Origin of the sequence: Streptomyces sp. NPDC000229 (assembly GCF_040300825.1) — a bacterium.
GTDB lineage: Bacteria > Actinomycetota > Actinomycetes > Streptomycetales > Streptomycetaceae > Streptomyces.
In genome coordinates, this window is the sequence record NZ_JBEPEL010000022.1 from 59,564 (window position 1) to 84,822 (window position 25,259).

The 25,259-nt window shown below is 67.5% G+C and carries 24 protein-coding genes and 2 pseudogenes; 16 read left to right on the top strand and 10 right to left on the bottom strand.

Annotated elements, in window-relative coordinates; translation table 11 throughout:
• Positions 1–4: 4 nt before the first annotated feature.
• Entirely contained in the window at positions 5–811 is an 807-nt protein-coding gene (locus ABT360_RS14295) for a DinB/UmuC family translesion DNA polymerase (RefSeq protein WP_351814867.1), read from the bottom strand.
• A gap of 1,233 nt (positions 812–2,044) precedes the next feature.
• Between ABT360_RS14295 and ABT360_RS14300 the strand changes: the two genes are divergently transcribed.
• The 4 genes and pseudogenes from ABT360_RS14300 (at position 2,045) to ABT360_RS14315 (ending at position 3,945) form a co-directional block, all read left to right on the top strand.
• Complete coding sequence (locus ABT360_RS14300; RefSeq protein ID WP_351814869.1) at positions 2,045–2,863, top strand: hypothetical protein; 819 nt, start codon at positions 2,045–2,047, stop codon at positions 2,861–2,863.
• Between the two features lie 317 nt (positions 2,864–3,180).
• Positions 3,181–3,411, top strand: a pseudogene (locus ABT360_RS14305) (hypothetical protein); the annotation flags it as partial.
• Positions 3,341–3,622: an ATP-binding protein gene (locus tag ABT360_RS14310; RefSeq protein ID WP_351814913.1), complete on the top strand. Its 282-nt coding sequence runs from the start codon at positions 3,341–3,343 to the stop codon at positions 3,620–3,622. The pseudogene ABT360_RS14305 and the gene ABT360_RS14310, both read left to right, overlap by 71 nt.
• A gap of 17 nt (positions 3,623–3,639) precedes the next feature.
• Entirely contained in the window at positions 3,640–3,945 is a 306-nt protein-coding gene (locus ABT360_RS14315; RefSeq protein WP_351814915.1) for an STAS domain-containing protein, read from the top strand.
• A 66-nt stretch (positions 3,946–4,011) separates the two neighbouring features.
• On the opposite strand, the gene ABT360_RS14320 is transcribed toward ABT360_RS14315, so the two are convergent.
• From ABT360_RS14320 to ABT360_RS14340, 5 genes are all read right to left on the bottom strand, one after another.
• Entirely contained in the window at positions 4,012–4,518 is a 507-nt protein-coding gene (locus tag ABT360_RS14320; protein WP_351814871.1) for a DUF6262 family protein, read from the bottom strand.
• Positions 4,519–4,526: 8 nt separating this feature from the next.
• The gene (locus ABT360_RS14325; RefSeq protein WP_351814873.1) at positions 4,527–6,608 is read right to left on the bottom strand and encodes a site-specific integrase; all 2,082 of its coding nucleotides are present in this window, start codon (positions 6,606–6,608) and stop codon (positions 4,527–4,529) included.
• 51 nt (positions 6,609–6,659) lie between these two features.
• Positions 6,660–6,989 carry a hypothetical protein gene (locus tag ABT360_RS14330; RefSeq protein ID WP_351814875.1) on the bottom strand — a complete coding sequence of 110 codons (330 nt, stop codon included), beginning with the start codon at positions 6,987–6,989 and terminating at the stop codon, positions 6,660–6,662.
• Positions 6,986–8,152: a tyrosine-type recombinase/integrase gene (locus tag ABT360_RS14335; RefSeq protein ID WP_351814877.1), complete on the bottom strand. Its 1,167-nt coding sequence runs from the start codon at positions 8,150–8,152 to the stop codon at positions 6,986–6,988. The genes ABT360_RS14330 and ABT360_RS14335 overlap by 4 nt, the downstream gene beginning before the upstream one ends.
• A gap of 75 nt (positions 8,153–8,227) precedes the next feature.
• On the bottom strand, positions 8,228–8,470 hold the full coding sequence (locus ABT360_RS14340) for a hypothetical protein (protein ID WP_351814879.1): 243 nt from the start codon (positions 8,468–8,470) through the stop codon (positions 8,228–8,230).
• Positions 8,471–8,613: 143 nt separating this feature from the next.
• Between ABT360_RS14340 and ABT360_RS14345 the strand changes: the two genes are divergently transcribed.
• On the top strand, positions 8,614–9,462 hold the full coding sequence (locus tag ABT360_RS14345; protein ID WP_351814881.1) for a hypothetical protein: 849 nt from the start codon (positions 8,614–8,616) through the stop codon (positions 9,460–9,462).
• A 572-nt stretch (positions 9,463–10,034) separates the two neighbouring features.
• Here the strand turns inward: ABT360_RS14345 and ABT360_RS14350 are convergent.
• Positions 10,035–10,238 carry a hypothetical protein gene (locus ABT360_RS14350; RefSeq protein WP_351814882.1) on the bottom strand — a complete coding sequence of 68 codons (204 nt, stop codon included), beginning with the start codon at positions 10,236–10,238 and terminating at the stop codon, positions 10,035–10,037.
• Positions 10,239–10,540: 302 nt separating this feature from the next.
• Between ABT360_RS14350 and ABT360_RS14355 the strand changes: the two genes are divergently transcribed.
• The 7 genes and pseudogenes from ABT360_RS14355 to ABT360_RS14385 all read left to right on the top strand — a co-directional run.
• Positions 10,541–10,930: a WYL domain-containing protein gene (locus ABT360_RS14355; protein ID WP_351814884.1), complete on the top strand. Its 390-nt coding sequence runs from the start codon at positions 10,541–10,543 to the stop codon at positions 10,928–10,930.
• 153 nt (positions 10,931–11,083) lie between these two features.
• Positions 11,084–11,623: a hypothetical protein gene (locus ABT360_RS14360; RefSeq protein ID WP_351814886.1), complete on the top strand. Its 540-nt coding sequence runs from the start codon at positions 11,084–11,086 to the stop codon at positions 11,621–11,623.
• Between the two features lie 324 nt (positions 11,624–11,947).
• Positions 11,948–12,349 carry a hypothetical protein gene (locus tag ABT360_RS14365; protein WP_351814888.1) on the top strand — a complete coding sequence of 134 codons (402 nt, stop codon included), beginning with the start codon at positions 11,948–11,950 and terminating at the stop codon, positions 12,347–12,349.
• 106 nt (positions 12,350–12,455) lie between these two features.
• A complete protein-coding gene (locus tag ABT360_RS14370; protein WP_351814890.1) occupies positions 12,456–12,953 on the top strand; it encodes a hypothetical protein in 498 nt (165 codons plus the stop codon).
• A 534-nt stretch (positions 12,954–13,487) separates the two neighbouring features.
• Entirely contained in the window at positions 13,488–14,201 is a 714-nt protein-coding gene (locus ABT360_RS14375; RefSeq protein WP_351814891.1) for a PP2C family protein-serine/threonine phosphatase, read from the top strand.
• Positions 14,202–14,360: 159 nt separating this feature from the next.
• A complete protein-coding gene (locus ABT360_RS14380) occupies positions 14,361–15,632 on the top strand; it encodes a phosphoadenosine phosphosulfate reductase family protein (RefSeq protein WP_351814893.1) in 1,272 nt (423 codons plus the stop codon).
• 77 nt (positions 15,633–15,709) lie between these two features.
• A pseudogene (locus tag ABT360_RS14385) lies at positions 15,710–16,236 on the top strand (IS5 family transposase); the annotation flags it as partial.
• Here the strand turns inward: ABT360_RS14385 and ABT360_RS14390 are convergent.
• Positions 16,212–16,547, bottom strand: a complete 336-nt coding sequence (locus tag ABT360_RS14390) for a hypothetical protein (protein WP_351814895.1) — start codon at positions 16,545–16,547, stop codon at positions 16,212–16,214. The pseudogene ABT360_RS14385 and the gene ABT360_RS14390 sit on opposite strands and share 25 nt — an antisense overlap.
• Position 16,548: 1 nt before the next feature.
• Between ABT360_RS14390 and ABT360_RS14395 the strand changes: the two genes are divergently transcribed.
• Positions 16,549–16,848 (top strand): DUF6000 family protein, encoded by a 300-nt coding sequence (locus ABT360_RS14395; protein WP_351814897.1) that lies wholly within the window; start codon positions 16,549–16,551, stop codon positions 16,846–16,848.
• Between the two features lie 147 nt (positions 16,849–16,995).
• The gene (locus tag ABT360_RS14400) at positions 16,996–17,496 is read left to right on the top strand and encodes a hypothetical protein (protein ID WP_351814899.1); all 501 of its coding nucleotides are present in this window, start codon (positions 16,996–16,998) and stop codon (positions 17,494–17,496) included.
• 240 nt (positions 17,497–17,736) lie between these two features.
• On the opposite strand, the gene ABT360_RS14405 is transcribed toward ABT360_RS14400, so the two are convergent.
• Together ABT360_RS14405 and ABT360_RS14410 are read right to left on the bottom strand one after the other, a co-directional pair.
• On the bottom strand, positions 17,737–19,671 hold the full coding sequence (locus tag ABT360_RS14405; protein ID WP_351814901.1) for an FG-GAP-like repeat-containing protein: 1,935 nt from the start codon (positions 19,669–19,671) through the stop codon (positions 17,737–17,739).
• A gap of 49 nt (positions 19,672–19,720) precedes the next feature.
• Positions 19,721–20,248 carry a hypothetical protein gene (locus tag ABT360_RS14410; protein WP_351814903.1) on the bottom strand — a complete coding sequence of 176 codons (528 nt, stop codon included), beginning with the start codon at positions 20,246–20,248 and terminating at the stop codon, positions 19,721–19,723.
• A gap of 339 nt (positions 20,249–20,587) precedes the next feature.
• On the opposite strand from ABT360_RS14410, the gene ABT360_RS14415 reads away from it, so the two are divergent.
• Together ABT360_RS14415 and ABT360_RS14420 are read left to right on the top strand one after the other, a co-directional pair.
• Positions 20,588–24,637, top strand: coding sequence for a DddA-like double-stranded DNA deaminase toxin (locus tag ABT360_RS14415; protein WP_351814905.1), 4,050 nt, complete (start codon positions 20,588–20,590; stop codon positions 24,635–24,637).
• Positions 24,638–24,639: 2 nt separating this feature from the next.
• Positions 24,640–25,095: an Imm1 family immunity protein gene (locus tag ABT360_RS14420; protein WP_351814907.1), complete on the top strand. Its 456-nt coding sequence runs from the start codon at positions 24,640–24,642 to the stop codon at positions 25,093–25,095.
• The last annotated feature ends 164 nt before the right edge of the window (positions 25,096–25,259 follow it).

The window sequence follows — 25,259 nt, forward strand, 5'->3', positions numbered from 1 at the left end:
AGGTTCAGCCGGCTCTCAGATAGCTCGCCGCGGGGCCCACGGTTCCGGAGCCGAAGCGGGAGTTGAGCGCGTCTACGGCCTGCTCGGCGCGCAGCCGGTGCTCCCGGACGGGATCGAAGGAGAGCTGCTCAGCGACCCCGGCGGCGTCCACGAGCTGCTCGCAGCGCAGGGCCACGGCCCGTACCCGGGCCCGCTGCAGCCCCAGCGTCTGGTGCATCTCGTATGCCACATCGCGCAGATCGTCGGTGTGCGCGGACGGGCCGCCGGGCAGCTGGCGGCTGCGGTGGATCTGGGTGCGGTCGGCGAAGGTCACGGTCAGCGTCACGGCCCTGGCCGACTGCCGGCGGCTGCGCAGCCGCTCGCCGAGCTCGACCGCCAGCGACAGCAGCGCGGACCGCACCAGTTCCGGGCCCAGGGTGTCGGTGGGGAAGCGGCGCTGCGCGGCCGCGCTGTGGGGCAGTTCGGCCGGCACCACGCGCCGCCGGTCGATGCCGCGGGCCCGCTCGCTCAGCAGCCGGCCCGCCTTCCCGCCCAGCACCCGCTGCACTGTCACCTCCGGCAGGTTCGCCAGCAGCCCGATCGTGTGCACGCCGTACGTCGTCAGCGTCTGCTCCTGGGCGCGGCCGATCCCGTGGAGTTCACCGACCGGCCGCGGGTGGAGGAACGCCGCCACCGCCTCGGGGTCAGAACCGACCGCACGCACACCGCCTCGTCCCGGCTCACAGGACGCCATGGCCGCGATCGTCCAGTTCGGGCCCACCCCGATCACCACGGGCAGGCCGTACAGAGCAAGCGCCCTCGTCCTGATCATCCGGGCCAGATCCGCCGGATCGCGATCCCTTCTCTCGGGCTCGGACCGTTGGGTGAGTTCGGGTACAGCAGGTCGGTGCAGCTCAGCGCCGGTTCCATCCACCGTACCTAGCGCAACAGGTGTGGTGCTATCGCTGGTTTGAGTGATGAAGGCTGGCGGGACCGTCCACTGCCAGGCTGCTTCAGCTAGGAGCATTCCGATGGCTTCATGCACGGCGGGGCAGGTCCTCACCCCCGCTGTACTCATCGGGGCCGGGACAGACCCCGGTGCGAGTGAGCACCTGCTGCTAATTGGGGGAACCGGGCTTGTGTTCCCGGGTGCTTGCAGCGAGTCCTCGGCCAATCTGATGGTGTGAGCACCATCAGAAGCGAGCCATCTGCTGGCGGAAGTAGCGGTGCGCCAGCACGCATCGCTCTGTCACTATCAGGGGGTGGCTACAGGGCCACGATCTTCGCGGCAGGCGCGATGCTTGCCGTGGCCGACTCTTCACTGCGAACCTGCGTGACTTCCGTGAGTTCGGTGTCTGGCGGCAGCATCGCGTCGGCAGTCACAGTTGGGGGGTTCGCGGAGCCCAGCGATGAAGACCCCGATCCCATGGGGCGACGCGTCCGCCTTCTGGCTGGTCTCGTACAGACCCAGGAGATTCCCACTGAAAACCTAATTAGCCTCGCGAAGAAGGTCCCTCAGGGGCTCACAGTCATGCTGTTGGTGGCCTTCCTGTATCCCGGGTGGCGCACTCCCCCCGAGCCGCAATTCGCCGTATTTGGCCTGTTGATGCTCTTTGCAATCATTTGGTGCACCAGATACGGGACCACTTCGCTCAACGCATTTTCTGCCAGCTGGTACGCCGTGCAGCGGGCAGTCGAGACACTCCTATGGCATGCACGTGGCGCTTCAGGCTCAAGTCACGGAACTACGCTAGCTGAAATTGCGGCGGACGAGGAGACGCGGAGGATTTTCTGCGCGACTGACCTCAGCACGGGGTCCCACGTGTATTTCACGCCGGGTCGCGTACTCACTCCAACTGAGGTAGGTCGGGACCCGAACGTCTTTGTCGCAGACGTAGTCGCAGCTTCTGCTTGCTTTCCCGGCTTCCGGCCGGTTGTGTTTCAGCGTGCCGAGCTGGGACTCTCCGACGGCACCCCGCCCGATCAGCCTAGGCGTCACCATGTAGGACGGCGCTGGTTGGTGGGGTTCGGGGCTGCGATCGGGCTCTCAACAGCAGCGGCTGGCGTGATTCTGCGCATTTTCGGTCCTCTCGACGCGGGCTGGGCCGACTTCTTCCTGGCGGCGCTCCTGCTCGTGTACGGCGGCGCTGTGGCGATGTTCTGTGCCCGGGCTCTGTGGATCCGCGGCGACCTCACCCTCGTTGACGGCGGTGTCTGCGACAACCTGGGGCCTGCCTTCGCCCTCCTCTCGAAGGATGACCGTTATCCACAGCTACCCAAGCTCGCCGGAGCGGACGTTCCGGGGTTGATGCTGGTGGTTGACGCGTCGAAGCCGTTCGCCTTGCTCAACAAGGGCTGGCGCGGCTTGGGTGAGCTGATCCCGCTGCGTGTACGGGGCGCTCAGCGGTCGGTACTCAAATTGCTGGGAAATGCGAACTCCATGGCCCGCAAACACGTCATCGCACTGCTCCTTAGTGCTGAGGGGCCGACAGTCGGTGCCATCGTTTCCATTGGGGATATTCCTGAACCGGACGGGGGACTGGATTGGCTGGCTATGGTCGAGCAAGTGAAGAAGATTCCGACGACCTTGGACGCCCTAAATGCCGATTCTGTTGGCGTTTTGTTGATGCAGTCATATCGACTCACGCAGTCCGTGCTCAGTGCATATGGGGTGGCGTCAATCAGGCGGCGCTCTGCTGAAGAAGTCTGCGCTCTGGCCGAGTCATCTGCCGCTAAGGAGATGGTCAAGGTTCTCGCGAAGCCGAGAGGTCCATACGCTCGCCTGTATGCGCGTGTTCGTCTGATCTCTTTCACTGTAACAGCCATCCTCTCGGGCGCAGTTTCTTATGTAATTCTGTTTCGGGTTTTCGGAAACCTTTGGTAGCAGCAGAGGGCGGCTGCCCGACCTTGGATTTCGTTGATGACCGCGCGATCCGCTTCGAAGCAGTTGCCGACCGCCTCCGAGCTCGGTTCGGGCAAGCCGCAGTAATCCAGCTACAGCACTGCTTCGGTAAAGGCCGAAGTGGGATCATGGAGCGCACTGCCCCGCTGATGGGTAAGGGGTACCCGGGGACCTTGAAGAGCGGGTCAACCGCGTGTTCAACCCCGACGTCTCGGTTCCTGGCCCGTGCCGCATCCAGTTCCTCCGTCCGTTCGCCGAGCTCGCCCCGCTTGTCGGCGAGGTCCTGTTCGAACAGGGCGATGTTGCTCGTGATTCTGAAGGTGTCTTTCCTTGGTGATCCGGCCCTCTCCGCAGTCGGGTGCGGCCTCGATGAGTTCCTGGCGCCGTTGTCCGCGACGTCGGAAGTCCGGTTCGATGTCCGTGTCGCGGTCTTTGAGGCCGTTCTCAACGCGCTGCTGCATGCGGGTAGCGAAGGTGAGGTCGCTGCGACGCTGGAGCTCGCGGTGGACGGTGGCTGGATCGTGGCAACGGTCACCGACAACGGGTCCCGGATTCGATCCTGCGGCCGTCCCCGACCCCCGCACAGGCGGCAGTCTGCGTCGTCCCCACGGCCGGGGCATCTTCCTGATGCGCCAGCTCATGGACAGTGTCGACTTCATCTTTCCCGAAAGCGGCGGGACCCGCGTCATTCTCCGCCGCGCCCTTCACCCTCACGGTCCGACACAACGTCGGTCGTCTTAGAGAACGGAGAACCCAACATGAGCGTGGTCACAGAGGTCAGTGACGATGGCCGGAAGCTCACCATCAGCGTCGAGGGCCGTTTCGACTTCGGTCGCCATCAGGAGTTCCGTGAGTCGTATGAGCGACTCGACACCAAGCCGGACAGCATCGTCGTCGACCTGAAGAAAGCCACCTACCTCGACTCGTCTGCACTCGGGATGCTTCTGCTGCTGCGGGACCATGCGGGCGGTGACGACTCCGACATCCGGATCGTCAACGCCAGCTCGGACGTCAAGAAAATTTTGGCGATCTCCAATTTCGACAAGCTCTTCGACATCAGCTGACGTGGAACGGCTCTGCCCGCGAGGCAGGCAGGCAGGGCCGAAACGCCCGTGTCACGGACTGAGGTATCAACCTCGCTGGTTCAGGGCCCGGGTAAGTTCCCGGTTCGCGGCGCGGGCCGCCTCCAGCTCCTCCGTCCGCTCTTCGAGTTCACTCTGCTTATTGGTGAGCTCTTGCTCGAGGAGGTTGATGTGGCGTTGGAGCTGGTCGATGTCGACCGGTGCTCCGAGGCCGGATTCGGCCCAGACGCTTTCGCCGAGCTGGGAGGAGAGCCGTTTCTCCAGCTGTCGGACCCGTGCAGTGAGGCGCTTGTTGGCTTCCAGCGCGTTCGCGAGGTCGGCCTGGAGCGAGGTCCGGCTGACCGCCGCCATCCGTCCATTCTCGACGGGTGTGCTGGCAGCGACGTGGACTCGTTCAAGCAGGTCGCGGTGACGGTAGAGGAATGTCCGGTCGACTCGGGCCGCGCGGGCGAGCCCGGAGACGGTGATGTCCCCGCCGGACTTCACCGCGGCCTCGATGGCTTTTAGGACGCGGTCGCGGCGGCGGGCCGAATCGGCCCGCTTGCCGTCGATCATGGTGTGGGTCATCCGGTGGGCCTTTCGGGGCGGAGATCCTCTTCGGGCGGCCCGATGCGGGGCAGGCCGAGGGAGACGACGCGGCGGGTGCGGCGGACCACGGTTACCGCCTCCTGAATTTGGAGCTTGTCCTCGTCGGTGAGGTCTTCGAGGTCGTCGCGGACGCGTTTGACCAGGCGGCGGACGCGGATGATCTCCTCGTCGGAGGGCATGGCCTCGGCCTTCGCCCAAGAGTCCGCGGCGAACGCGGCGAGCCGTTCCCGGCCGCGCAGGAGATCGGCGAGGTATGCCTCCAGGTCTGGGAGGTAGGAGACGTCGGTGCGGAAGTGGGAGCAACCGACGCAGCGGAACCGGACCGGGCAGTCGTGCCCGCCGGCTGCGACGTTGGTCGGTTCGGTGCAGAGCCCGTAGGGCACCTGGACCTCGCCGACCGCCCGCCGTGCGTGTTCGGAGTCCAGGACGAGCTGGGCTTGGCGCCAGACGCGACTGCCGTGTCGGTCGAACTGCATGCTGGTGACCCTGTCGACGGCCTCGCGGCGGCGCTGGTCGCCGACCCGGTAGTAGCGCTGTGTCGTAGACAAGTCCCGGTGGTCCATGAGCTGGCAGAGCACGTCGACCGGTACCCCCGCGTCCGCGTGACGCTGGGCGTAGGTGTGCCGGTAGGCGTAGGGAAAGATCTTCTCGCGGTCGAAGGCGATCTCCGCGCGTTCGGGGCGTCCGTCGCGGTAGACGCTCACGGAGAGCGCGACGTCGGGCAGGGCCGTGACCCAGTCATGGTGCTGCGGACCGATATCGGCGATTGGCTTGGTCCCGTCCGGGTTGGACATGACCGTGGGCAGCAGCACCAGCCGGCTGACCGGCGTGCCCGGATAGCGGGCCCGGACGCGTGCTTGCTGCCCGGTGATCAGCGCTGCTGTGGCCTCTGGCACGGGTAGCCGGCGCCGAAGGCGCAGTTCCTTGTGATTGTCATAGAGCAGGACCGGCTTGCCGTCAGGGTCCTGGGTGAGGCAGTCGTAGGGCAGGCTGCAGATCTCGAAGGGGCGGCGCCCGGTGTCGATGAGTAGTTCGACCGCGACCCGCACCTCGCGGCTCGACCTCTGTTCCAGCAGGTCGAGGTTGGCGCACAGCACGCGCATTACCTCGTCGGGCAGGTCTTTGCCGGCTTCGGAGTCTTCCGGCTCGTCCGGGATGTCCTGCGCCAGCAGAGCGAACTCGGCCGGCAGGCCGTGCAGCGGCTGACCGGGCTGTGTCAGGCCCATGCTCCGCATCTGCTCCAGCCATTTGCGGACCATGCGAGCGATCGTGATCCACGTGTAGATGCTGATCTCGCCAACTGAGTTGCGGTAGGCGAGACGGTTGGAGAAGTTGACCATGTCCTGGCGGTCCAGGAGGGCGAGGTGGGCGCCTTTGTCCTCGCGCTGGAGGTGCAGGCTCTCGGAGAGCCGGGCGAAGGCGTTGATGTGGTTTTGCACGTGATGACGGGCCTGGGCGCCGCGGCGCCGGGGCAGCTCATCGCACACGGCAGCTTTCAGGGCCTCCCGCAACCAGGGCTGGCGGACCTCGGTGAAGCGGATCGTGCCCGAGTGCCCGAAGGCCGCGGCGTCCCACACATCCTTCCTGCGTTCGCTCTCCGGCGTCATGCCCAGTCGGCGGGAAGCGGCCGTGAAAGCGGTCAGGACGCGGCGCCCGCGCTTGCACAGCCGTGCAGGATCGAGGTCGGCCAGGGTCGACACCTGCTCGGCCAGAGCCCGCTCGCACACGGGCCGCACATGAAAGGGCGGGACCTTGGTGCCTGCGCGCACGCGCTCTTGCAGCCCGTAGAGGACCTCGGCCGCGGCCAGGGGTTCGAGGCCGGCCAGGGTGACCTCGCAGTTCTTGCTGACGGCACGCGTGACGGCCTGGAATGTGTCATCGCCGGGGAACGTCCCTTCCCTGATCTGGCGTCCTCGCTGTTGGAAGTGCTGCAGGCAGTACGGTGAGCCCTTACCGGGACGCTGGCGCAGACACGCGGTGACCGCGCACACGCCAAGCGAGGCCAGCGGGCGTACATCGCCGTGCAGGAGGAAGCCCTCCAGGGAGAGACCGGCCATCTTGGACCGCTGATACTCGTGGGCCCGGCACAGCTGAGCCTTCCGTGTCGTTCACGGCCGCGGGCAGCCGGCAACGGCGCAGTCCTGTTCGGGCAAGCGCCTGTTCTCCCTGGCCGCCTCGGTGAAGGCATCCAGGTTCCGGCCGTCCTTCCGCCAGCGGCTCTCGCAGTAGCGGCACAGGCCGCTGGCCGAGTACGCGACACAGTCGCAGTCGCCCACGCGGCACAGCGGCATACCCATCACCGGGTGGTCGACAGGGAACACCACAACCCGGCGCGCGTCGGACCAGCCCACCAGTGAGAGGAACGCCGGCTCGACCGCGCCCATCAGTTCTTCCACTCGGGACGCGCTCCGCGCCACCGGCACCGTAACGGCGCTCATCGGCCGGTCTCCTGCTTCAGGGCCCGAGGAAGGGGAACCCTGTCGACGGCCTCGCGCAACCGTGACCGGGCAGGATGCAGGTATGGGCGGGGAGAGCCAGGGTGCTTCTGCCCGAGAAGGGCCTGCACCTCGTCCAGGGACCCTCCGGCATCGGTGACGTTGCTGGCCATCGCGTGCCGGCACATGCGCGGCGTGATGACCCGCCCCAGTCCAGCGCGCCGCGACAACGACTCGACCAGTTCGCCGATTGCGTCCGTTGTGACCGGCGCCCCGTAGGGCGGTCGGAAGAGGTTCACCAAGACGTGGTCGCTGCCGCCAGAACCATGCAGCTCGTGCCGCTCCAGCGCGTACTGGTCAAATGCTTGCACGACGAGGAAGTCCACCGGCATGGCCCACGACTTCCGCGACTTCGACCAGGCGCCGTTCACGTTCTGCCGCCGTACGACGTGAACGTGAGCACCCGCAAGATCACAACCCAACGAGCGAGAGTCAGGCACCAAGTGAGCGTCACAGCGGTGCAGGCCCGCCACCTGTCCCGGCCGCAGACCGACCCGGGACAGCAGGAGCACAGTCAGCCGGTCCCTGGCCGAGCGGCACGCCAGAAACATCGCGACGACCTCCTCGTCGCTCGCCCGGTCCACCTCGCTCTCCGGCTCCTGAAGCCGGTGCCGTGATCGCAGCCTCAGACGCATCCCGCCGCCTTCTCCTCGGGCTTCGGCAGGCAGGTCACGGGTGTCGCCCACCTCGTAGAGCTGCTCCAGTACCCAGCCCGGGACCGCCTTGTTCGCGATGCGGTGGGACAAGAACATCCGCACCGCGGTGAGCACCTTGTTGATCCGGCTCTCGCCCCGGACCGGCCGGGAACCAGGCCCAGGCACTACCACTTGCCGTTGCTTCCCGCCCTCGCCGGGGGCCCAGCGCAGCCAGAGGATGAACAGGCCCATCTCCCGAGCGGCGGTCCGCCAGTCACGCCTGGTCGCGCCGCACCAGCGAAAGAACAAGGCGACACCCTCGGCGTACGCCTTCGTGGTCGTCTCCGCCCGGCCCCGAGCCAACCGAAGCTCCCGCAAGAACAAGTCGGCGTCCTCAACTACCTCCCATCCCTCGTCCACGACGGTCCAGTACCGCATGCCCGAGGGCAGCTCCACCGGGAAAGCACGCACTTTTACCCCTACTCCACAAGGCAATCGCAACGATCCGCCGCAGAGCCACACCCTCTGAGAACCGCTGCAGCACCCCTAACGAAGGGCGCTGCGCGACGTCACACCACAGGTCCTGAACCCCCAGAGAAGGTCGAAGAACCGAAGGCTGCCGGAGACGTCCGCCACGGCAGCGGACGGCGGCAGGGCCTGCACCACCGGCGTCACGTCCGCCACCAGGCCGAGCAGCAGCCGGTACAGCTCGGGATCGACGTCCCGCGGCCAGCGCACATGGAGGATCGGCGAACCGGCACCCACGGCCTGGTCGTGCTGCTCGTCCATGGCGACACCTCCCACTCCCACCGTACTCGAACAAAAATCGAACGAAGAGCAGCCGGGGAGCTACAGCCGCGGCTTGCCCACCCCCGCCCCAGGCTTGCCCACCCCGCTGACCAGCGGGAACGCTCCTGGGTACATGTACCGGTATGGGACGCCTCCACTGGCCTGCCATCGTCGACCGCGCCCGGGACATCGTGACCGCGTACGGGGAGCTGGGCTGCACACTGCGCCAGGTCCACTACCGTCTCGTCGCCGAAGGGCTCATCCCCAACACGCCGCCCACCTACCGCCGCCTGTCCTCCCAGTTGGCCCAGGCCCGCCGCGATGGCCGCTTCCCCGACCTGGTCGACACCCTGCGCGAAGTCCACGTCCCTGCCGCCTGGGCCGACACCCGCGCGTTCCTCGCCGACGTTCCCGGCTGGTTCGCCCTGGACCGCACCGCCGGCCAGGAGGCCGCCCTGTACGTCGCAGCCGAGAAGGACACGCTGCGCCGCATGTTCACCGAGTGGCTGGTCGACCTCGGCATCCCCGTCCTGGTCGTACGCGGCTTCGGCTCCCAGTCGTACGTGGACGTCGTGCGGGCCCGCACCGCCCGCGACTCGCGCCCTGCCGTACTGCTCTACGTCGGAGACTTCGACTGCTCCGGCGCTGACATCGAACGCGACTGGGTCGCCCGCACCAACTGCTGGTCGAAGGTCGAGCGCATCGTCCTCACTTACGAACAGACGCAGGCCTACGAACTTCCTGCGGCCGAGGGCAAACGGGACGACCCGCGCTGGCCGGCCTTCGCGCGACGGTACGGCTTCGACCTCGACCAGCCCGTCCAGTGGGAGGTCGAAGCCCTGGACCCCGCCGAGCTTCAGCGCCTGGTCCTTGAAGCGGTGGAGTCCCACGTCGACCGCTCCAAGCTCGGCCGACAGCTCGCCGAAGAGCAGCGCCAGCGCCGGCAGCTGGCCGACTTCCTGCGCCAGTTCGACGGCTCGGGCGGTCCGTGAGGCTTGGGCAAGCCTGCCGGGCGGCGCCCTTGAAGAGGGTTGCACCCACAGTTGCACCCACGGTTGTCTGCAGAGGTGGACCCAAAGTTGCACCGGAGGTACTACCGGAGGTGTGAACCCCCCTTTCGGGATCTTGGGAGTTTTGCCTGGTCAGGCCCCGTGGGCAAGCCCTATTCGTACGCCGACACCTCTTTCTCCGCGATAGTCGGAGGAAGAGGCATGTTGTTCTGACGGCCCGGCGCGGCCTGCTCGCTCTGTCGTCCCTCCCTCCCTTCGCCCGCCTCTCCTCGGCCTGCCGTCCCCACTGCCTCCTCCAGCCTCGCAGTCGACCGGCCTCGCCTCCGGCGACCGCATGTGAGGCGCGGCCTGGTGCCGTCTGGCCGTCGATGGGCGCGCCTCGCCGCTGTCGCGCTCGGCCCGGCAAAACGGGCACATCGGCGGCGGCCTCCTGCCACACTGGTTGCAGCCTCGCCGCCCCCCGTCGGCGAGGCTCTTGCTTGTCCGTCCATGGGCTGCGCCGTTCGCAGGACGCGAAACGGCCCCGCCGGTGGCGGGGCCGTTCGTCGGGCGAATCAGTGCGCGTCGCGGTCGATGCGGCGGCGCTGGGGGAGCGGCGGCTCGCTGCCGGTGCGCAGCGCCCGCTTGAGCGCAGCGCGGTCCCGCTTGTGCGCCGCCCGCTGAAGCCACGTCCGGCTGCCGTCCTTCAGGAAGGGGGCCAGCCAGGGCCGCTCCTCGTACTGGAGGCGTGCGGGGCGGTCGTGAAAAGTACGGGCCATCTCGGGGGCTCCTGTCCGCTGTTGACTTGTTGAGGTGCGAGTTCGGTCGCCGCCCGGCTGCCACTGCCTGGCGGCTGAGATAACTATATCCATCATGCATAACGAGGTCAACAGGGCTCGGTGCTTCGGCGGGGGCTGCAGCCCCGAGCCGTGGTCGCCGAAGCTGGCGGGACGTCCGAGAAAAGTCGCAGGCGAGGGTGTTTTTACTTCCCTCTGTGATGTGCATGGGATATAGTTGTCTTGTTGGTCGGCGGTGGCAGTCGGCCAACACCGAAGACACACCACGTCGCTGGGAGAGCCCGATGTTCAACACGATGAAGCGCACCGCCCGTCAGACCTCCACCCGCACCCTGGCCGACCTGATCCGCGCGATGGACGGCAAACGGGCTGTCACCATCACCTACGTCGACAGCGACGGCGAAGAGTCGGTGCGCACCATCGAGATCCACGACATCCGCACTACCAAGGAGGGCCGGATCATCGTCCGTGCCATGTGCCGGATGCGTGGAGAGATGCGTACCTTCCACCCTGAGCAGATCGTCTCCTACACGATCCACCGGATGCGCTTCGCGCTGGACGCCCCGACCGGTGAGGCCCGCTTCACCCACGCTGCGGAGACCGAGGCGGAGTTCATCTCCCTGGAGATGGACCGCGATTACCCGGACCTGAAGCCGCTGGTGCTGGCCGCGTAGGCCGCGCGGGCCCGCCCCACCGGGCGGGCCCCCTTCCACCGTGGCCCGCGCCCCTCGGGCGGCAGTGGCAGCCGCCCTCACCCAGCACACCAAACCCTGCCGGGACGCGCACCGATAGCCGCCCCGGTCCCGGCCTCATCGGAACGAGGAACTGTGAACCTGGCGAAGTACACGTGGCAGCCAGCCGCCTGCCCCACGTGCAAGGACGCCGAAGCGCGTTTCTTTCCCGGCGACAGCGACCGCGCCGACATCGTGCTGTGCAGCCGCTGCCCCCACCACGGCCACCTGCCGTACTACGACCCGTACGAGCTCCTCAAGATGCTCGCGCCCACCCAGGTGCTCGCCATGACCGCCGACGGCCTTTACGTGGGCACTCCCGTGGGCCCCGACGGGCTCACGCCCCCCACGCTCGCCATCGTCGACCTGGCTGCGTCCAACGGCCTGCGCCCCACCTGGCGCACCGGAAGTGTCCGGCACACCCTGGTCCTCTCTGCACTTGAACCGCGCGGCGCGTTCGGGTGGGTCATGGTCGGCGCCCGCTCCGGCAAGATCCTGCGTGCCCAGCTCACTCACCACGATGGCGCTATCGCCACTGCCACGGGCGTGAAGGCTGTCCGCGACCTGATCGCAAGCCTGCCGCCCTCGCCGTGCCCGCCTCCAGCGGCCAACAGCCTCGACTCCTCCCGCGCGTAGGAGCTGGCCGCCCTCCACCGGGCGGCCGCCCATGTCCCGCCTCCCCGCTCGGCCTGGTGGCGCGCGATCCCGCCAGAAGTAGACGGAGCGCACCGGCCGCAGGCTCACCCGCTTCCGGCCACTGCGCGAACTGCCGCAGCCGGTGCGCCGCAAGAGGTCATCCGGCGCCCCAGCCCCGGTGCGCCGCGCCCGGTCCATCGGGAACGTCGTGCTGAGCGCGTGATGCCCCCTAGCGGATGTGTCGAATATGGGATATAGTTGTCTTGTTGGTCGGCGGTGGCAGTCGGCCAACACCGAAGGCACACAGCAACCAAGGAGGATCACATGGCGGACAGGGTCGAGCGTCAGCAGGTCACCGTCGAAACAGCCGGGGGAGCGCTCGAGCTCGTCGTGATGGTGCGGAAGGTGGAGCGGCGCCACGAGCCCGCCCCGGCACTCCTTGGCGGCGACCGCATCGGCATCGAGGCCGAGATCGAGGTCATGGAGCGCGATGACCAGAAGGGCCCGACCTACTTCGTGTCGCGCCTCACCGGTGAGACCGACTGGATCATCGACGCCAAGTTCGGCGCCAACGGCTTCCCGCACTACAGTCACGGCTTCGGGTCGCGGGTCACCATCGCCCGCGGCCTGCCGGACGAGATCTGCGACGTGTTGGACAACGAGGCGAAGAACCGCGGAATGGTCCGCACCATCGGTCGCGGAACCCCGCTGCAGCTCGCCGGATAGCGGCCCCTCGCTCCGGGGGCGGGTGACACTGCCCCCGGCTCTGCGGACCCACCACGGCGGCAGTGGCAGCCGCCCCACCGAACACACGCACCGAGGAAGAGGACTCATGGCCCGCACTCTTCAGCGGAACGCCGACCGCTTGGAATTCACCGCCCGGACCGTGTCCTGGACGGTCGCCGCCTACGCAGCCCGTGGGCGCAAGGTCCACGCCAGCCCCCCGCTGGAGGTCGCCGAGACCGTCCGGGACTGGCACTCCTTCTGGGGGCGCAAGGACTTCGTGCAGCGCGTGGACATCGCCGAGCTCGCCACCGACATCGCCGAGCGCCTCATCACCCTGGATGACCTCCCCGCCGCAGGCCAGCCTGCCGAACTCCCCGAGCTCCCCGCCAGCGCCCACCAGGCCCGTCGCCACTACCGCTTCACCCGCGGCCCCATGGTGCTTCCCACGCCCGATCACGTCCGCCGCTACTACGCCTGGCTCACGAACGTGCAGACGAATCCGCTGCCGAACTATCCGCGCGTCGACCTGGACAAGCTGAAGCTGCTGGAGGTCACGCTGATCCACTACGCGCGACCCATCCTGCTCGGTGACCTCCCCTCCTGACCCACTCCGTCCCGCCCGGCCCGGCCTTCGCCGGGCCGGGCGGCCGTCGGTACGTACCCCTCTGATCCCGCAGCCGAAGCACACCGCCGCACCGCAGAGCTGTGCGCGGCTGGCGCCACGGCGGCTACCGGGACGGCTCGTACATCGGGCGCGTAGGGCGAGAGTGCTGTCGCCGAGGTGCAAGCCGTCATGGATACCGCGTGGATCGACGCCCACGAGGAACTCGCCGAGTCTCTCCCCTCGGCCGTCAGTTCATCACCGCCAGCGACTGGGGCGCCGCGCTCATGCCGCACGCGGAAGCGCCTCGCCGCCCCGGCGCGTCACCTCCTCACTCCCGCCGGCTGACGCTTCCCGCCCGGCGAGCAGCGCCGCGCCGGGGCGTAAAGCCCAGCAGTTGGGTCCGGTTCTCATCGCCGAAGACGCGACAGGCGCGATGCAAGGCACTCGCTTGCCTTTGTGATTCATAGTGGATATTGTTGTCTTGTTAGCCGGTGGTGGCAGCCGGCCCGGAACCGAAGACACACAGGGAGAACGATGCGCACCCACGCTTCTGCCCAACTCATCGGCGGCCGCACGCACCAGTGCGACGCCACCGCCACCTACACCCACCAGGGCGCCCGCGCGTACGTCCTGCTGGACGGCATCGGCAGCAGCGACGAGGTGCGCGACTGGGCGCGCACCACCGCCCGCCGCCTGGCCCGCAAGGCCGCCATGACCGACGCGGAGACCGGGCTGCGCAGCGTCCACGCCGTCGTGGCCGCCGAGCGGAGCTGCGCAGCAGCCTGGCAGATCAGGCACATGCCCGCCGCTGTCGCCGTGGTCGCCGTACACACCGCCGACGAGCTGAACGTCGCATGGTGTGGAGACTCCCGCGCTTACCTGCAGGACACCGCCACCGGCGGCGCGCGCCGTCTCACTACGGACCACAACATGCGCCAGGTCCTGCTCGACCTCGGCCGCGAGCCCGGTCCCTATTCCCGCAACCAGGTCCTGTCCTACATCGGCGACACCGAAGCCGACCCCGAGATCGGCACTACCACCGTCCCGGCCCGCGGCCGACTGCTCCTCGCCTCCGACGGGGCATACGAACCCATCGAAGACGCCTGCCTGGACGTCGCCGACTTCTTCCTCAACGGCACTCCGCAGACCGCCGCACGCACGCTCACCGCCGCCGCCGTAGACAAGGCCACCAGTCGCGCCGACAACGCCACCGCCCTCGTTGCCGACCTCGGCCCGCTCCACTCCTGACACCCGGGGCCGCACGCGCAGGCCCGCTCCGCGTGCGGCCTCTCTCTCGCACCCCAGGGACTGCGGCGATCGCGCCCAGCCCCTTGGGCTCACACCCGGCTGGGCGGCGGTGGCAGCTGCCCGGCACCGAAGACACCACCCCGGACCTCGAGGAGTCCCATGGACATCACCACCAGCCTGCAGCTGCTGGACGCCATCCGGCGCGCCGACCAGGCGGACGCCGCCTGCACCGCGGCCGGCCGCGCCTGCAGCCGGGCCACCCGGGCCGCAGGGGAGGCGCTCACCGGCATCGGCCGTTACGAGCAGCAGCTGGCCGCCGCCCAGGACTCGGAACGGACCGAGGCTGCCGCCGACGCGCTGGAGACGGCTCGCGCCGCGTACGCCGCCTGTACTCACCGGGAGCAGACCGCCAAGGCCAAACTGCGGCGCGCCTTCACCGCCGCCCGTACGGCCAACCGCGAGCTTGCCGCCTTGTACGCCCCGCACGCCCGCGGCCGCGCCACCGGCGGTCGGCGCCGGCCGGCCGTCGCGGCCAGCATCCTGGACGAACTGGCCGCCATGCCGCTGGAGATGATCCAGGCGGCCGACGCCCTGATCGTGCAATCCAGTGCCGGCAAGGACTCGCTCGTGATGCTCCACCGCCTGGCGACCTGGGCGGCCCAGGCCGGCTGCAAGAACAAGGTCGTCGTCGTCCACTGCGACCTGGGCGACACCTCCGAGTGGCCCGGCGTGCGCGAGCTCGCTCAGCGCCAGGCCGAGCGGTACGGCCTGCGCTTCGTCGCCATCGACTCCGAGGGCGGCCTGCTCGGCCTGGTGGAGAAGCGCGGCATGTTTCCCGATGCCTCCCGCCGGCTGTGTACCTCGTCGCTGAAGCGCGACAAGGCCAACGTGCTGCTCACCGCGATCGTCGCCGCCCTCGGCCTGGACCGGCAGGCGATCGTCATCAACTGTCTCGGCATCCGCGCCGCCGAGTCCCCTGCGCGCAGCAGGAAGCTGCCGCTGTCCATCGACACCCGCACCAGCAACGGCAAGCGGCTCGTACTGACCTGGCACCCGATCTTCGCCCTTTCCGACACCGAGGTCTGGGAGGAGATCGCCGCGGAGGGACTGGAGTACCACCCGGCCTACGACGCCCTGATGCCACGCCTGAGTTGCGTGTTCTGCGTGCTCGCCGGCTTCAGCGTGCTGGTGCGCGCCGTACGGCTGTGCTGGGCGCTCGGGCTGCCGCTGCCGGAGAAGTACACCGACCTGGAAGCCCGGATCGGCCACCGCTTCAAGGAGCAGTACAGCCTCGCCGACGTCGTCGCCGAGGCAACCCGGATCGAGGCGGTGGAAGGCCCGCTGACCTGGCTCCCCGGTGACGCGATCTGTGACCAGCTCGGCGAGGCCGCGGCCGCCGCCTACCTCAACCGCCTGGCCCTGGCGGCCTGACCAGCCCCGGTCCCGCCGCAGCGAGCGGCGGGACCTTGCCTGCCCCGGAGGACACCGCCTTGAACACCCCTTCCGTCGCCGCTGGCCAGGCGCTCGGCCGCTCCCGCGGCGGGCTGACCACCAAGGTCCATCTCGCCTGCGACGGCCGGGGACTGCCCCTGGCCGTCGTCGTCACGCCGGGCAATGCCCATGACTCCACCGTCTTCGACGCGGTCCTGAACACGGTGCGCGTGCCCCGGATCGGCACCGGGCGGCCGCGCCGCAGGCCCGACACGGTCATCGCGGATAAAGCGTATTCGTCCCGCGCGATCCGCCAGGCGCTCCGTCGGCGGGGCATCCGGGCGGTGATCCCGGAGAAGGCCGACCACAAGGCCAACCGGGCACGGCGCGGACGCGCCGGCGGCAGGCCACCGGCCTTCGACCGCGAGCTTTACAAGGCCCGCAACGTCGTCGAACGCTGCTTCAACCGGCTCAAGCAGTCCGCGCCATCGCGACCCGCTTCGACAAGCTGGCCAGCCGTTACCGGGCCGGACTCCACCTCGCGTCACTCATCCTCTGGCTACGCGAAGCACGGGGTGATCAATCGCCGACAAACCATAGGTAGCTGCCTGGGGTCTGTGAGCAGGACTGCAGCAGCCTCTCGAGGTCAAGGACGGCCGCCGTCTGCGATGGCCCCGAACACTGCTTCAACAGGTCAGGCACCTCCAGCAGCGCAGCTTGCGCCTGTTGCTCGATGAACAACGTATCCCCGTAAGGATCCACACGAGCAAGGTTGCCTTCATGGGTTTCGCCCATGGCAAGCAACACTTCGGCCAGCTCGTCGCCATGCTCGTACGACCCACGGATAAGAGTCCCCCTGGACCGATCCCAGTCCAGGACGGGCCGGTCGGCATGCAGTTCTATCTCGACGCCCACGATGCTTCCCTCTCGAGTGGCTGCACGAGCAGCCAAATTACTGGCGATCAGTCAAGCAGAAGCAGCCAGCGACCGTAGATCGTTTGTCAGACAGGTCAGCACACTGCTTCACCTCGATGCCGTCCTTGGGATCGAGCGAGCAGCCCCATACCTTGCGGCCGGTGGACTATGGCAGCAGTGGACTGCTGCCACGCCGAATACGGTGGGGGATCCGCAGGAGTACCGGCAGGTCGTGGACCAGCTCTGTTCCTTCGCCAGCGAGTGCGCTGAACTCTTCGCCAGAACGGAACCCAGGAACTGAGCCTCCTGACCTGACCGCTGGAAGCCGACTGCTTTGGACGCCTCGGTAGAGTCTGGGCAATGACAGGAATGCCTGTTCCCAGTCGCGGGCGGACCAGCGGTCGTCGGCCTGATCGTCGGCGCTGCGGACGGTGGAGCGGATCAGCCCGTGCAGGTGGTACGGCCACAGGCCGAAGACGTTTTCGCGGACGAAGGGCCGTTCGATCAGCCGCAGGGCCGGTGCTTCGTGCGGCAGTCCGGCGGCCGCGGTGGCCAGGTGCAGGTCGAAGGCGTCCAGCAGGGCCACGGAGCGCAGGACGTGCCGCTCGTCGAGGGTGAGGTCGGACAGGGTGCGGGCGATCAGCGCGGGGAAGTCGTGGTCAAAGTCGGCCGGCTGCGGCGTTCGGCCGGTGCGGCGGATCTCCAGGAAGCGCATGACCGACAGATCGAGGTAGAGCGGCAGGCCGTGGGAGCGGTCGGTGATGCCCCGTCGGATCTCCTCGTTGATGAGCGGTTCGCCGTCGCGGGTGAGTCGGCGGGCGAGGTGGTCGTCACAGTCCTTGGGAGAGAAAGAGAAGTCGCCGACGAGACCTGCCGCGGCGCCTGCTATGGCATCGGCACCGGCGCGATCAGCCTGATCACCTTCTGGATTCAACACGGGCAGTGGTAGGCGATCGAACTGTCGGGGTGGCCGTACAGGCACGGCCACCCCGACATCTGCACTGGTTGTAGAGGCGTACTCGGCGCCGTTCTCGAGGGGAGCACTGGATGCATCTGGTCCCAGTCGATCTGCTTCTCCCGGGCAGAGACGGTGCCAGCACCTCTTCTAACCGGCAAACAGTGGAGCGGGTCGATAATGCCGCGTGGCCACCGTACGACCGCGGGCACCATACTGGTCAGGTTATGGGTCTCAGCTCGTCGTGGTGAGGGAGACGTTGTCGAGGGTGATTGCGGTTTTGATGGGGTTGCCGCCAATCTCGAAGTTCAGCGAGCCCGCCGTGGTGTCGACAGTCGAGGTGAAGGTGTAGCTGTAACGCTTCAAGCCGGTGCCGAGGTCCACAACCTGGTCCAGGGTGGAGGTGTACGGTTCCCCGCCGAGCTGGACGATGGCCCGCATCTGCGCGGCGGCCGATGCCTTGGCATCAAAGGTGAGGGTGTACGTGGCGCCCTTGCGTAGGAGGAAGTCGCTCTGCCCGGCGATGGCTTCCCACGAGGAGGCAGCGTCGGCTTCGACGGTGGCGAGCAATGTGCCTTCGGCATGGGTGATGGAGGCGCGTTCGGTGACCCACCAGCCGTCGACGCTGGTGGTGAAGGTGCCGTTGCGGATCAGATCTACGTAGTGGACCGGGCCCGGGGTGACTACCGGGGTGCTGAAGCCGCCGGTGCCGTTGCCAGGGTAGGCGTAGATGGCTCCGCTGGTGTGGATGGCGATCAGGTCGCCCTTCTTGTCGCCGTTGAAGTCGGCGCCAGAGACCAGGCGCATGTTCTGCCAGCCCTCGCCGGTCTTCTTTGCCCCGTGGAAGGTGCCGTCTCCCTTGCCGGCGTACATGTAGAGGGTGCCGCTGTTGTGGACGGCGTAGATGTCGCCCTTGGCGTCACCGTTGAAGTCTCCGGCGACGAGCAGACGCATGTTTGACCAGCCGGAGCTGGACACGGCCCCTGAGGCGAAGTTCTTGCCGTTGCCCGCGTAGAAGAAGAGGTTGCCGTTGGTGTGGATGGCGATCAGGTCGCCCTTGTTGTCGCCGTTGAAGTCGGCGGCTGCGAACAGGCGTATCCCGCCCCAGCCGCTTCCGGCGACGGAGGAGCCGGTGACGCCGTTCTTTCCGTTGCCCGGGTAGAGGTAGATGCTGCCGTTGTGGTTGGCGGCGAGGATGTCGGCCTTGCCGTCACCGGTGAAGTCTGTAGCGGCCAGCAGACGCATGCCGGCCCACTTGCCCTCGCTGACCTTGACGCGCTTGCCGAACTTGCCCTTGCCGTCCCCGGGCTGGGCGTACAGGTAGTCGTCGGCCGCGTCGATCGTCAGCAGGTCGGCCCTACCGTCACTGTTGAAGTCGGCGGCGGTCATCAGCTGCGACCATGACCGCCCCACGGTGGTGGCGACCCAGTTGGCCGCGTCGTCCGTGCGCGTGGCGATGGCGTCGGTGCGGGTCTCGGTCTCGCCCAGACAGCCGCCCTGGCGCGACCGGGTGGCCACACCCACCAACTCGAGGCGCCCCTCGGCCTCCCGCAGCAGTGGGGCACCGGTGTCGCCCTTGCACAGGGTGTCGTTTTCAGTGGCACCGGCCAGGGTGAGCTCGGTGTCGGAAAGGGAGCCGACCTTCATCGACGCGGTGTGGGCCCTGCCGGGAACCCATTCGGTCTTGGTGCGGCCGAACCCGACTGCCTGCAGGGTGTCGCCCTCGCCTGCGGGGGATGCGGCCAGTCCGAGGGGCGCCATACCGGCGGCGGGTGTCGCCAGGCGAGCCATGACCAGGTTGCGGCTGGGGGATGGGACGAGCTCGACGACATCAGCAGTGTGTCCGCCAGTTCCGGTGAGGGAACTTCGCCCGATGGTGGCGGTGGTCTTGAGGGCGGGCTTGCCCGGAGCGATCTGCGTCGGGTTGGCGGAATCGGCAGCGAAGCAGACGGCGGCGGTCAGTACCCACTGGCCGTCGACCAGGGCACCGGAGCAGGAACGGGTGGTGTCGCCCTCGCCGATGTGGAGGCGGGCGACGGATGCCTGGGTGTTGGCGGGGGAGTCAGGACCGGTGGCGGCCGTGGCTGGGGTGCCGGTCAGCACGGTGGAACTGGCGGCAGCGGCCAGGAGTACGGCGAGCACGGCGGGACGAGTGCGTGTGCGGGACACGGTACGGATCTTCCTTGCTGTGAGACGGGAGGCGACTACGAGGTGGACGTCAGCCGGTGATGCGCAGCTCGACGAGGACCGAGCGCTTCTGGCCGCCCGTCTCGTCAGCCTCGCCGATCGCGGTGACCTGGTCCTTGCCGGCCTCGTAGGTCGTCTTCTTGCCGTCGGCTGTGACCGTGGCCCGTACCGCGCGGTCCTGGGTCCACAGCATGAAGGAGTCCGGGATCTCCATTGCCAGGTAGCCGGAGGCTCCAGTGGCGACGAAGCAGTAGCCCCGCGCCTGGTCGGCGCGGGATTCCACCCAGATATCCCGGGCTTCGCTGCAGCCGGAAAGGCCGCCGACGCCATCGCCCGGCTTGAGCATGATCCCGCCGTCACCCCGCTTCAGCACGATCTTGCGGTCCAGCAGGACCTTCTCCGCGCCGGGGTGGGTGAAGTCCTCCACCGCATAGGGAATGTCGTCTGCTGCGGCCGCCTGAGCGTCCCCAGGTGCCGCCGAGGCATTTGCCGCAGCCAAGCCAGTGACCGTCGCCCCCAGAGCAAGCAGGCCAAGTCCCCCGGCCAGCCCGGCCTTCATCGATCGAGATATCAAGGTTTAAACCTTCACGTTCTGCACTATGGTCATACTTCGCCTGCATGATGCGAAGTCAGAGCAAGCTATCAGTAAAGGCCTTGTAAGAAGATCATGTAGGGTCGGCGCGCCGCCTTATGACCGAAGGCGCGCCCGACCGCTACAACCAGTGCGTGACGTTCCGTCAAGAGGCGTCTCTCGCTCCTTCGGCCTGCATGCTCGCTGACGCCTGCACCCAGGAGCAGTGCGAACCCCTTGCTGGGTCACGCAGGGGGAATCATGAAACAACGATCTGACCGCAGATCATCTTGCGCGCCGAAAGGTGCAAATAGTCGCATACCCGGAATGGCTACCTGGAGCCGCCGACTCGGGGCCATCGCTCTGGCAACGTCTGTCCTGGTCGTCGGAGCAAGTGTCAATCCTGCCGCGGCCGACGATGTCGCCGTCGAACAGGTGGACCAGTGGGACCGCAGCTACGTAGTCAAGGCGTGGCGGGAAGGCGGCCCGGGAGTCAAGGAGGCCGCAGAGGCCGCCTTGAGCGGGACCGACAAGGACATCCTCACCTTCCTCAAGACCGAAGAGGGCTTGGCCCAGTACCACGATGAGCGGGTCGCCGCCGGCCGGATGGCCAGCGTCGGCGGCACAGGCGTACGTGAAGCAGCCAAAACGGCTCTGTCCGGCACCCAGGACGACCTCGAGGAATTTCTGATCAACGGCTGGCAGCAGCCGCAGGAGCAGGACAACCGGGTCCGTGTCGGACAGATCATGAGCACCGGCGGCAACGGTGTGAAGGACGCGGCCAAGGCCGCCCTTCAGGGCTCCCCCGCAGACGTGCAGAAGTTTCTGGACGAGGGCCAGTACCAAGAACGCGTTACCGACCAGCGGGTCGAGGTCGGGCAGATCATGAGCACGGGCGGGCCGGCCACCAAGGCCGCCGCCAAGCTCGCCCTGAAGGGCACTCCGCAGGATGTGGCCGAATTCCTCGCCACGGGGCAGTTCACCGCCCGCGCCCGCGACGGGGAGCAGGCCACCATCACGCAGTTGGCCAAGCAGGCGGAACAGGCCGGCCGACTGGCCAAGGAAGAGACCGACAGGGCCGTCGAGTCCGCCCAGCAGGCCAAGGTGGCCTCCGAGCTGGCCAAGAAGGCTGCGGAGGTCGCGGCGGCGGAGACCAAGGCAGCGGGCAGGGACTCCGTCCGCGCCGCCAACGCAGCCGCCCGTGCCGCCGAGGCTGCCCGCGGCGCGGCGGCGGAAGCCCGTAACGCCATCGGCGCGGCCCGTGCCGCCAATTCCGCCGCCCGCATAGCCGCCGGCGCCGCGGCCGCAGCAGCGTCCGCGGCGACGAAGGCCGCCAACGCCGCCTCGCGCGCTCTTGGCGCCGCCGCTGACGCCGCCACGGATGCAAGCAAGGCGGATGCCGCACGCAAGCTGGCGGCCGAGGCCCGCAAGGCCGCCGATCTCGCCACCCAGTCAGCCGCCGCCGCTGAACAGGCCGGGAAGGCCTCCGAGGCAGCCGACAGCGCCGCCGTTGCCGCCCGCAGCGCGGCCGGCAACGCCAACGCCGCCGCCGATGCCGCGGCCGACGCGGGTACATGGGCCAGCCAGGCCGGTGCCAACGCCGACGAAGCAAAGGAAGCGGCGGCCCGCGCTCGCCGGCACGCCAACGAGGCCGACCGTGCCGCCACTGCCTCCAGCAACCTGGCGCGCAAATCAGCCGCCGCAGCCTACGCCGCACGAGACAATGCCCGCTCCGCAGCGCAACACGCCCGCAACGCCGCGGATGCTGCAGATGAGGCCGCTGCCCATGCCGGCGACGCCAGCAAGGCTGCAGCGCAGTCCGCGAAGCACGCCACCGGGGCGAAGAACGCCGCTGACACCGCCGAAAAGGCCGTCGTTACCGCTCAGCAGGTCTTCGCACTCGCCCGTGACGCCGAGACCGAGGAACTCGCCGACCGTACCGCCGCCGGCCTGGATGAGGCCGAGGCACGCAGGAAGAACCGCGAGGCGCTCAACGCCAAGATCGCCGAGGCCCTCCAACAAACCTACTCGCTGGACGGCGAAGCCCAGCAGCTCGCGACTGAGGCCGCCAAGTCCGCCGCCGACCCCAAGGACCTTGTAGCCAAGGGCCGCGCCTTGGCCGTCAAGGCGATGAAGAACGGCGACCACGGTCCCTGGACTCAGGAAGCCGCTGCGGCCGCCCTCGCCGGCGATGACACGGCCATTCTGGTCTACCTGCGCACCGGGCGCGGCGAAGCCGTGGCGCGTGACACGCGCTTTCAGGTAGAACAGCTTGCCTCCGACAGCCCCTACCAAGTCGTGCGCGACGCGGCCGTCCAGGCACTCAAGGGCAGCGCCAGGGACGTCGATACCTTCCTGCGCCAGGGCCAGCACCAGGTCGCGGTCACGGAGTACCGGATCAAAGTCGGCCAAGTGCACAGCAGTGGCGGGCCCGGAGTGAAGGAAGCCTCCAAGGCGCTGCTCCAGGAGAACGACCCCAAGAAGCTCGCGGCCTTCTTGCTGGCGGACCAGTACACCGCGCGCAGCACCGACGAACGCGTCCGCGCCGGCCAGCTCCTTTCCAGCGGCGGCCCGGAAGTCCAGGCTGCCGCCCGCATCGCCCTGACCGGCCCCGCGGACGAACTGCACGAATTCATCGAGTACGGGCAGTACCAGGCCGACAGCAAAGACCAGCTGACCACCGCCCACATCGCCCAAACCTCCCAGCTCATCGCCCAAGCCGCCCGCACCGCCGCCAACGCCCGCACCGACTCATGGCGGGCCGCCGCTGCTGCCGCCAACGCTGCCAAAGCAGACACCGAGGCCAAGAACGCCGCAGCGCAGGCCAAGAAGTCAGAAGCGCAGGCAGCCATATACGCTGCCGATGCCGACAAGTCCGCCGATGCCGCCGAGACCTCAGCAGCCCAGGCAGCCAAGTCCGCCGCCACCGCCCGCAAGGCAGCGGCCGACGCCAACCGCGACGCCAACAACGCCGAAGCCTCCGCCTTCCGGGCCCAGTTCTCCGCCAACTACGCCCGAGATTCCGCAGCCAAGGCCCGCAAAGCCGCGGCCGAGGCCCGCGAAAGCGCCGAGCGGGCCGGTAAGAGCTCGGAGGCTGCGGCAGCCGACGAGAAGGCCGCCTGGACCAAGACCGAGCAGCTGCTGAAGGCAGAGCTCGAAGCAGCCAAGCGCCAGGCTGAAGCGGAACTCAAGCAGCAGCAGAAGGAAGCGGACGACCGCCGGAGCCACACGTGCTATCAACCACTCACCGAAAGGGGCGACTACGCCTTCCTCCAGTGCGTCAAGAGGAACGGTGACAAGGCGATCATCGAGCCGCCCCAGGTCCCGGGCTTCCTGAAGGACCTGGCGCTGGAACTTTCGGGCATCAATGGCATCCTTGACTGCCTCGATGACCCGCAGTTCAAGAAGTGCACCCTCGCGCTCGCCGAAGTGATCCCCGCTGGGAAACTCCTCAAATTCCGCAAGCTTGAGAAGCTCGGAGAACTTGCGGAGAAGGTCCGCCTCCGCAAGCCGAACTGCCCGGCCTGCTTCCTCCCCGGCACCAAGGTGCTCATGGCGGGAGGCAGCACCAAGAATATCGAGGAAATCCGGCCAGGTGACCGGGTCGTCGCCACAGACCCCGCCACCGGCGTAACCAGTCCACAACCAGTCGCCCGACAGATCATCACCAAGGATGACAAGTGGTTCAGTGAACTTACGGTCAGCACCCCCAGCGGCCCTGAGAGGCTGAACCCGACCTACGAGCACCTCTTCTGGTCACCGTCCGAGAAGACATGGGTCAAGGCCGCAGATCTCCGTAAGGGCATGACACTCCGCACCCCAGCCGGTGCCGAGCACGTCACTGTCGAGAAGAACCGGCCATATTCCCTTAGTGCGACCACGTACAACCTGTCGGTCTTCGGTGTCCACACTTACTACGTACTGGCCGGCACCACACCGGTCCTCGTACACAACTGCTTCGAATTCGACCCGGGGGCTGTTGGCCACGGCCTCCCCGTCTGGAAAAAGAATGACCCTACACGGGGGCGTTACATTGACAGTGACGGAATCGCCCATGAAATGGTTAGCGGTTGGCCAGAGGAGGACGTGAAGCTGATAAAAATTGTTAACGAGAGACTCAAGAGCAAGGGGCTGCCGAAGAGCGGCAGGGCCGACCATGTCGAGGTGAAGTTTGCCGCCCTGATGTGGGATAAGGGAATCGATAGCGCCGAGATTGTAATCAATTATCCGACGGGGACGTGCATGCCGCCACTAGGCTGTAACGAAGTTCTCAATGCGGTCCTGGGGAATAAGACACTCAAGGTACACTGGCCGGATGGAAAGGGCGGCTATGAGTCGCACACCTACGGCAACGGGCGCCCCAAGAGAAAGAACTAGACGTGATCACGCGCGGAGTAAAAGCAATCTACCTGCCTGAGCACTTCGAGAATCCGATGATTCTCACAACCTCCGAAGATGTCGACGATATGTTCACTATTCTTCTGGCGGACGACATCAATGCGGTCCAATTCTTCTCGTTGGACCGACCGCACACGCCCGCCGGATGGCCCGACCACGAACTTATCGCCGGCGTACGAAAGGACCGAAATGCGGGAGTTCTGTCCTCGATGGACGAGAAATGCGACCCGGTAGGTCACGTAGTGTCCGTCGGGAAACCTGAACTCGGCCGAGGCCCCGTGTACTACACGTGTGTTGACTCGGTCCATGACTTCCCGCTTTTCTCGGAAGTACCCATTGAGACGGTGCGACGAGCCGTCAAGGAGTTCGTGGCTTCCGGCGGGAAGCGTCCCGCATGTGTTGAGTGGGATCACCGCGGCTTCTACAAAGAATATTAAGATCTGGCCTTTCTGGTCGAACAAAGGGAACTTCGCATAGCGGTGAGGGGGTAGAGGCGCATGCGCCAGTGTAGATCTCGGTGGTCACTGTCGCGTCGCTCACAGGTAGCCTGAGCAGCCGGAAATGGCAGAAAGAGGACCATGAAGTGACGGCAGAGCAGCCG

Coding starts and splice junctions, on each gene's coding strand:
- ABT360_RS14295 (WP_351814867.1), bottom strand. CDS start 811: ATGATCAGGACGAGGGCGCTTGCTCTGTACGGCCTGCCCGTGGTGATC.
- ABT360_RS14310 (WP_351814913.1), top strand. CDS start 3,341: ATGCGGGTAGCGAAGGTGAGGTCGCTGCGACGCTGGAGCTCGCGGTGG.
- ABT360_RS14315 (WP_351814915.1), top strand. CDS start 3,640: ATGAGCGTGGTCACAGAGGTCAGTGACGATGGCCGGAAGCTCACCATC.
- ABT360_RS14320 (WP_351814871.1), bottom strand. CDS start 4,518: ATGATCGACGGCAAGCGGGCCGATTCGGCCCGCCGCCGCGACCGCGTC.
- ABT360_RS14325 (WP_351814873.1), bottom strand. CDS start 6,608: ATGGCCGGTCTCTCCCTGGAGGGCTTCCTCCTGCACGGCGATGTACGC.
- ABT360_RS14330 (WP_351814875.1), bottom strand. CDS start 6,989: ATGAGCGCCGTTACGGTGCCGGTGGCGCGGAGCGCGTCCCGAGTGGAA.
- ABT360_RS14340 (WP_351814879.1), bottom strand. CDS start 8,470: ATGGACGAGCAGCACGACCAGGCCGTGGGTGCCGGTTCGCCGATCCTC.
- ABT360_RS14345 (WP_351814881.1), top strand. CDS start 8,614: ATGGGACGCCTCCACTGGCCTGCCATCGTCGACCGCGCCCGGGACATC.
- ABT360_RS14350 (WP_351814882.1), bottom strand. CDS start 10,238: ATGGCCCGTACTTTTCACGACCGCCCCGCACGCCTCCAGTACGAGGAG.
- ABT360_RS14355 (WP_351814884.1), top strand. CDS start 10,541: ATGTTCAACACGATGAAGCGCACCGCCCGTCAGACCTCCACCCGCACC.
- ABT360_RS14365 (WP_351814888.1), top strand. CDS start 11,948: ATGGCGGACAGGGTCGAGCGTCAGCAGGTCACCGTCGAAACAGCCGGG.
- ABT360_RS14370 (WP_351814890.1), top strand. CDS start 12,456: ATGGCCCGCACTCTTCAGCGGAACGCCGACCGCTTGGAATTCACCGCC.
- ABT360_RS14375 (WP_351814891.1), top strand. CDS start 13,488: ATGCGCACCCACGCTTCTGCCCAACTCATCGGCGGCCGCACGCACCAG.
- ABT360_RS14380 (WP_351814893.1), top strand. CDS start 14,361: ATGGACATCACCACCAGCCTGCAGCTGCTGGACGCCATCCGGCGCGCC.
- ABT360_RS14395 (WP_351814897.1), top strand. CDS start 16,549: ATGCTTCCCTCTCGAGTGGCTGCACGAGCAGCCAAATTACTGGCGATC.
- ABT360_RS14410 (WP_351814903.1), bottom strand. CDS start 20,248: ATGAAGGCCGGGCTGGCCGGGGGACTTGGCCTGCTTGCTCTGGGGGCG.
- ABT360_RS14415 (WP_351814905.1), top strand. CDS start 20,588: ATGGCTACCTGGAGCCGCCGACTCGGGGCCATCGCTCTGGCAACGTCT.